This window comes from Burkholderia sp. Se-20378, assembly GCF_017104665.1.
Taxonomy (GTDB): Bacteria; Pseudomonadota; Gammaproteobacteria; order Burkholderiales; family Burkholderiaceae; genus Burkholderia; species Burkholderia lata.
On sequence record NZ_JAAGPG010000500.1, the window covers coordinates 1 to 6,214 of the forward strand.

Here is a 6,214-nt window from a genome sequence, read left to right on the forward strand (position 1 = left end):
CAGCGCCGCCGAGCGCGGCCGCGTGCTGAAGCGGCTGTCGGCGCGTGTCGCCGCCACGATCGAGGAACTCGCCGCGATCGAAGCGCGCGACACCGGCAAGCCGCTGAAGCAGGCACGCGCCGACGCAGCCGCGCTCGCGCGCTACTTCGAGTTCTACGCAGGCGCCGCCGACAAGCTGCACGGCGAAACTCTCCCCTATCAAGCCGGCTACACGGTGCTGACGGTGCGCGAGCCGCACGGCGTCACGGGCCACATCGTGCCGTGGAACTACCCGATGCAGATCTTCGGGCGCAGCGTCGGCGCCGCACTCGCGGCCGGCAACGCCTGCGTCGTCAAGCCGGCCGAGGATGCGTGCCTGTCGTTGCTGCGCGTCGCCGAGCTGGCCGTCGAGGCCGGATTGCCGGCCGGTGCGCTCAACATCGTCACCGGCTACGGCCATGAAGCCGGTGCCGCGCTCGCACGCCATCCCGGCATCGACCACATCTCGTTCACGGGTTCGCCGGCCACCGGCAAGCTGGTCACGCAGATGGCGGCCGAGAACCACGTGCCCGTCACGCTCGAGCTCGGCGGCAAGTCGCCGCAGATCGTGTTTGCCGACGCCGATCTCGAAGCGGCGCTGCCCGTGCTCGTGTCCGCGATCGTGCAGAACGGCGGGCAGACCTGCTCGGCCGGCAGCCGCGTGCTGATCGAGCGCGCGGTGTACGAGCCGCTCGTCGAGCGGCTGGCCACCGCATTCAACGGGCTGCGCGTCGGCCCGAGCCGCGCCGACCTCGACTGCGGCCCGCTGATCAACGCGAAGCAGCAGCAGCGCGTGTGGGATTTCCTGTCCGACGCGCAGCACGACGGCATTCCGATGGCCGCGCACGGGCAGGTCGTCGCCGACGCGCCCGAAAGCGGCTTCTACCAGGCGCCCGCGCTGTTGCGCGACGTGCCGCCGTCGCACCGGCTCGCGCAGGAGGAAGTGTTCGGCCCCGTGCTCGCCGCGATGCGTTTCGTCGACGAAGACGAAGCCGTCGCGCTGGCAAACGGCACGCCGTACGGCCTCGTCGCGGGCATCTGGACACGCGACGGCGCACGCCAGATGCGGCTCGCACGGCGCCTGCGCGCGGGCCAGGTGTTCATCAACAACTATGGCGCGGGCGGCGGCGTCGAGCTGCCGTTCGGCGGCGTCGGCCACTCGGGCCATGGCCGCGAAAAAGGCTTCGAGGCACTGTACGGCTTCACCGCGCTGAAGACGATCGCGATCCGGCACGGCTGACCGCGCCGCAAGCAGCACACGGCATGCGGCCGGCAACGCGCGGACGCGAGCCGATGCACGACGACACTCATATCCAGCACAGGAGACACACCATGCGGTTGAGCGGCAAGACGGCAATCGTCACGGGCGGCGGCTCGGGGTTCGGCGAAGGCATCGCGAAGACGTATGCGCGCGAAGGCGCGAACGTCGTCGTCAACGACCTGAACGGCGCGGCAGCCGAGCGCGTCGCGAGCGAGATCGCGCTCGCGGGCGGCAAGGCCATTGCGGTGGCCGGCGACGTGTCGAAGCAGGACGACTGGCACGCGCTGCTGCAGGCTGCGCTCGACGATTTCCACGCGGTGCAGATCGTCGTGAACAACGCAGGCACCACGCACCGCAACAAGCCGGTGCTCGACGTGACGGAAGCCGAATTCGACCGCGTGTACGCGGTCAACATGAAGAGCCTGTTCTGGTGCGTGCAGACCTTCGTGCCGTACTTCCGCGAACAGGGCGGCGGCGTGTTCGTGAACGTCGCATCGACGGCCGGCGTGCGGCCGCGCCCGGGCCTCGTCTGGTACAACAGCACGAAGGGCGCGATGATCACCGCAAGCAAGTCGCTCGCGGCCGAGCTCGGCGCAGATCGCATCCGCGTGAACTGCATCAACCCCGTGCTCGGCGAAACGGCGTTGATGACGGAATTCATGGGCTGCGAGGATACCCCCGAAAACCGCAGCCGGTTCCTCGCGACGATCCCGCTCGGCCGCTTCTCGACGCCGCAGGACATCGCGAACGCGGCGCTTTACCTCGCCTCCGACGAAGCTGAATTCATCACGGGCGTCTGTCTCGAAGTCGACGGCGGGCGCTGCATCTAGCCGCACCGGGCTGTTCACGCGCCGAGCCGGGATTCTTCGGCCGGCACGGCATCCACGCACTGCTTCGCACGAAACCGGGCCTGCCACTGATACGCCGGTCCCGGCCAACTATAAGGACAGGAGACAACATGGCAACATCGACGCAGTCGCTGCCGGGCTCGTCCGGCGCATTCGAGGAAGCAACCTACCGCAAGGTGTCGTGGCGGCTCGTACCGCTCCTGCTGCTGTGCTACGTGGTCGCGTATCTCGACCGCGTGAACGTCGGGTTCGCGAAGCTGCAGATGGCAAGCGACCTGAACCTCAGCGACACCGTGTACGGGCTCGGCGCCGGGATCTTCTTCTTCGGCTATTTCCTCTTCGAAGTGCCGAGCAACATCATCCTGCACAAGGTCGGCGCGCGCGTGTGGATCGCACGCATCATGGCGACGTGGGGCGTGATCTCGATCCTGACGATGTTCGTCACGACGCCCACGATGTTCTACGTGATGCGCTTCCTGCTCGGCGTCGCCGAAGCAGGCTTCTTCCCCGGCGTGATCCTCTACCTCACCTACTGGTACCCCGCGCACCGGCGCGGCCGGATGACGACGTTCTTCATGACGGCCGTCGCGCTGTCCGGTGTGATCGGCGGGCCGCTCTCGGGCTTCATCCTGAAAGCGTTCGACGGCATCAGCGGGTGGCACGGCTGGCAATGGCTGTTCCTGCTCGAGGGTATCCCGTCGGTGCTGGTCGGCGTGGTCGTGTTCCTCAAGCTGGACGAGCGGATCGAGAAGGCGAACTGGCTGACCGACGACGAAAAGGCGCTGCTCACGCGCAACGTCGATGCTGAAGAAGCCACCAAGGAAGACCTGCCGCTCGGCGCCGTGATGTCGAGCCCGCGCGTGTGGCTGATGGCGCTGATCTACTTCTCGTTCGTGATGGGGCTCTACGGCGTCGGCTTCTGGCTGCCGACGATCATCAAGGCCACCGGCGTGACCGACACGTTCATGATCGGCCTGCTGTCGGCGATTCCGTATGCGGCCGCGGTGGTCGCGATGATCCTGATCGCACGCAGCGCGGACCGGCACCGCGAACGCCGCTGGCACGTCGCAATTCCGGCCGCGATCGGCGCGCTCGGGCTCGTGCTGTCGGTGATCTGGGCGCACCAGACCGCGCTCGCGATGCTCGGCCTCACGCTCGCGACGATCGGCATCCTGACGACGCTTCCGCTGTTCTGGAGCCTGCCGACCGCGTTCCTCGGCGGCACGGCGGCCGCGGCCGGCATCGCGATGATCAACTCGATCGGCAACCTCGCCGGCTTCCTCAGCCCGTACATGATGGGCTGGCTCAAGCAGGCAACGGGCGCCAACGATTCGGGCATGTACATGCTCGCCGGGTTTCTCGTGCTCGGCGGGCTGCTGGCGCTGTCGGTGCCGAAGCGACTGGTCGACAAGTAACCCTGGGCGCATGGCGCCCGCCGGTCGATAACCGACCACCCTCCGAAACGCCCCGCTGGCCGGAACCGCTCCGGTCGGCGGGGCGTTTCTGCTTCCGCGCCCGCACCGCCTGAGCGCTGCCGGTTCGGTATCCCGCCAACGATGACCTGCCAATCGTCAAAATATTCCCTATTAATCCTTTTATCATGGAACAATAAGGAACAATTTGAGTGCCACTGCCCGCCCATGTTCCATACCGTCGAAGAGTCCGCCGCCCGCCTGCGCCTCCACCCGAAGACTGTCCTGCGCTTCATCCGCGAGGGCAAGCTGCATGCAACGCGGGTCGGCCGTGAGTACCGCATCCTCGACGCCGACCTCGCTGCGTTCACGCAAATGGAGCCGGCCGCGCCCGTGCCGCGTACGGTGCGCGTCACCAGCATCGTCGACATTCCGGGCGCGTCGCAGTCGCTGCACCAGTACCTGTCGCGCTCGCTGCATGCGATGGCATCCGGCCGTACGTCGTATGTCGACCCGGTGCGAATCGACGTCACGTTCGATCCCGCCGCGAGCCTGGTCAAGATCATCGTCGCCGCAACGCCGGCCGACACGGCCGCGCTGATGTCGTCCCTCGAGGTGCTGCTGCAGCAAAGCGGGACATGAGCGCGATCTTCAGGTCGCCCCGCCACGCACACGCGATTCGCACGGCTTACGAGGCTGCGCTGTTGCACTGGCCGGCTGGACATCGGCGCATCACCGTGCAGACACGCCATGGCACCACCCATGTGATCGCCTGCGGTCCGGAGCACGCGCCGCCGGTCGTGCTGATCCACGGCGCGCAGACGACGGCAGCGAGCTGGCAGCATTACGCGGCCGAATGGTCGAAGCAGTGCCGGCTCTACGCGATCGACGTGATCGGCGAAGCGGGACCCAGCGCCCCGTCGCGACCACCGCTCGCGAGCGACGCGTACACGCAGTGGCTCGACGACGTACTCGACGGCCTGGGCGTGTCACGCGCCGCGTTCGTCGGCATCTCGCTGGGTGCGCGAACCGCGCTCGATTTCGCGTTGCGCCGACCGGCGCGCGTCATGCGGCTTGTGTTGCTCTGCCCGTCCGGCATCGGCCGGCAGAAGCCGTTTCTGTGGTGGGCGCTACCGCTGGTACTGCTTGGTGATATCGGGCGCGCCTGCGTGCGACGGCGCGTGCTCGGCCGTCTGCCGCCCGCATCGACGCCCGCCGAGCGCGACGCATTCGCGCTCATGCGCGCGGTGGATCGCGGCTTTCGGCCGCGCCTCGAAACGATTCCGGTGTTCGGCGACGGCGTGCTGCGCACGCTGTCCACGCCCGTGCTGGCGATCGTCGGCGGTCGCGACGTCATGCTCGATTCGCGCGAGACGCGCGATCGCCTGACGCGTCTCGTGCCGCACGCGCAAGTCCTGTTGCTTCCGGATCAATACCACTTCATCCGCGGGCAGCGCGACACCGTGCTCGCATTTCTCATGTCGACGGAGCCAACCCGCATGCACCACCGAATCGTCCAGGCAGCCGGCCACCGTGTGCTGGTCCGCGATCCCGCCGCCGGCCCAGTACAACGCGAAAGCGATGCACTCGACCTCGTCGCGCTCGCGCACGAGCATGAAGCCGACTGGGTGGCGGTACCCGCCGACGCGCTGCACGACGATTTCTACCGGCTCGAAAGCGGCCTCGCAGGCGCCGTGTTGCAGAAGCTCGTCAACTACGGCGTCAGGCTCGGTGTGGTCGGCGATATCGAGCGCTGGCTCGAGCGCAGCGAGGCGCTTCGCGCGCTCGTTCGCGAGTCCAATCGCGGCACATCGGTGTGGTTCGTCGCAAACGAGGACGACCTGCTGCGCAAGCTTGGCGCGTGATACGTCATCCAGGCCCACCCTGGACGAAAAAAAGCCCCGAAGGCCTTCCGGCATTCGGGGCTTTTTTGCGCAGGTTGCGCGAGCCGCCTGCGTCAGACCACCGTAATCGCGAGCGCGCTTTCGCGGTAATGCTTCGCAGCCTTGTCGCTTTCGCCGAGATGCTCGAACAGGCGCGCAAGCGCGCGATGCGCACGCACCTTCAGCGCCTCGTTGTCGGCCAGCTTCAGTGCCGACTCGAGGAACGACTGCGCCTTGCCCCACAGTTGCTGCTGCTGGCACAGGCGGCCAAGTGCGAACAGCAGGTCGGCATCCTCCGGGTGATCCTTCTTCCACCCTTCCGCCTTCTGGATCAGCGGCAGCGCATCGGCGCCGGCCGTATCCGGATAACGGCGCAGCAGGCGCGCGTCCCAGTTGTGCGCGAGCGCATCTTCGACGATGCGGCGCGCTTCGTTGCGGCGTTCGAGCGGGACGAGCAGATCGGCGGCGAGATCGGCGAGACGCGGCGACTGGCGCTCGACCGGCGACAGCGACTGCCACACCTCGAGCAGCGCGTCCGGGTCGTGCCGGCGTTCGCGCAGCAGGTTTTCCGCAGCCTGCTGGCGCAGCCGCACGGCCGCAGCCGGATGCAGCGCCTCGCGCTTCTCGAGCGCCTTCGCGAGCTTCAGCACCTCGGCCCAGTTCTTCAACTGCTGCTGCGCGCGCAGCGCGACCTGCTGCGCATGGATGCGCTTGCCGCCCGCCTGCCGGTCGGCGCTCGGACGCGCGGCGTGGTGGGAAAGCGGGGGCGCCGGGGGGTGAGCCCCGTGCGGC

The 6,214-nt window shown here is 68.0% G+C and carries 5 protein-coding genes and 1 pseudogene; 5 read left to right on the forward strand and 1 reads right to left on the reverse strand.

Features of this window, described 5'->3' with window-relative positions:
* The 5 genes from G3N93_RS32175 to G3N93_RS32195 all read left to right on the forward strand — a co-directional run.
* Positions 1-1,258 (forward strand): aldehyde dehydrogenase family protein (locus tag G3N93_RS32175; protein WP_206134771.1); only part of this gene is annotated, 1,258 nt, incomplete at its 5' end.
* A 92-nt stretch (positions 1,259-1,350) separates the two neighbouring features.
* The gene (locus tag G3N93_RS32180; RefSeq protein WP_174941665.1) at positions 1,351-2,109 is read left to right on the forward strand and encodes an SDR family oxidoreductase; all 759 of its coding nucleotides are present in this window, start codon (positions 1,351-1,353) and stop codon (positions 2,107-2,109) included.
* 128 nt (positions 2,110-2,237) lie between these two features.
* On the forward strand, positions 2,238-3,542 hold the full coding sequence (locus G3N93_RS32185) for an MFS transporter (RefSeq protein ID WP_174941663.1): 1,305 nt from the start codon (positions 2,238-2,240) through the stop codon (positions 3,540-3,542).
* A gap of 225 nt (positions 3,543-3,767) precedes the next feature.
* Positions 3,768-4,181: a helix-turn-helix domain-containing protein gene (locus G3N93_RS32190; RefSeq protein ID WP_206134772.1), complete on the forward strand. Its 414-nt coding sequence runs from the start codon at positions 3,768-3,770 to the stop codon at positions 4,179-4,181.
* Positions 4,178-5,404, forward strand: a complete 1,227-nt coding sequence (locus G3N93_RS32195) for an alpha/beta fold hydrolase (RefSeq protein WP_206134773.1) — start codon at positions 4,178-4,180, stop codon at positions 5,402-5,404. The genes G3N93_RS32190 and G3N93_RS32195 overlap by 4 nt, the downstream gene beginning before the upstream one ends.
* A 92-nt stretch (positions 5,405-5,496) precedes the next feature.
* Here G3N93_RS32195 and G3N93_RS32200 read toward each other — a convergent pair.
* Positions 5,497-6,214, reverse strand: a pseudogene (locus G3N93_RS32200) (heme biosynthesis protein HemY); the annotation flags it as partial.

Coding starts and splice junctions, on each gene's coding strand:
- G3N93_RS32180 (WP_174941665.1), top strand. CDS start 1,351: ATGCGGTTGAGCGGCAAGACGGCAATCGTCACGGGCGGCGGCTCGGGG.
- G3N93_RS32185 (WP_174941663.1), top strand. CDS start 2,238: ATGGCAACATCGACGCAGTCGCTGCCGGGCTCGTCCGGCGCATTCGAG.
- G3N93_RS32190 (WP_206134772.1), top strand. CDS start 3,768: ATGTTCCATACCGTCGAAGAGTCCGCCGCCCGCCTGCGCCTCCACCCG.
- G3N93_RS32195 (WP_206134773.1), top strand. CDS start 4,178: ATGAGCGCGATCTTCAGGTCGCCCCGCCACGCACACGCGATTCGCACG.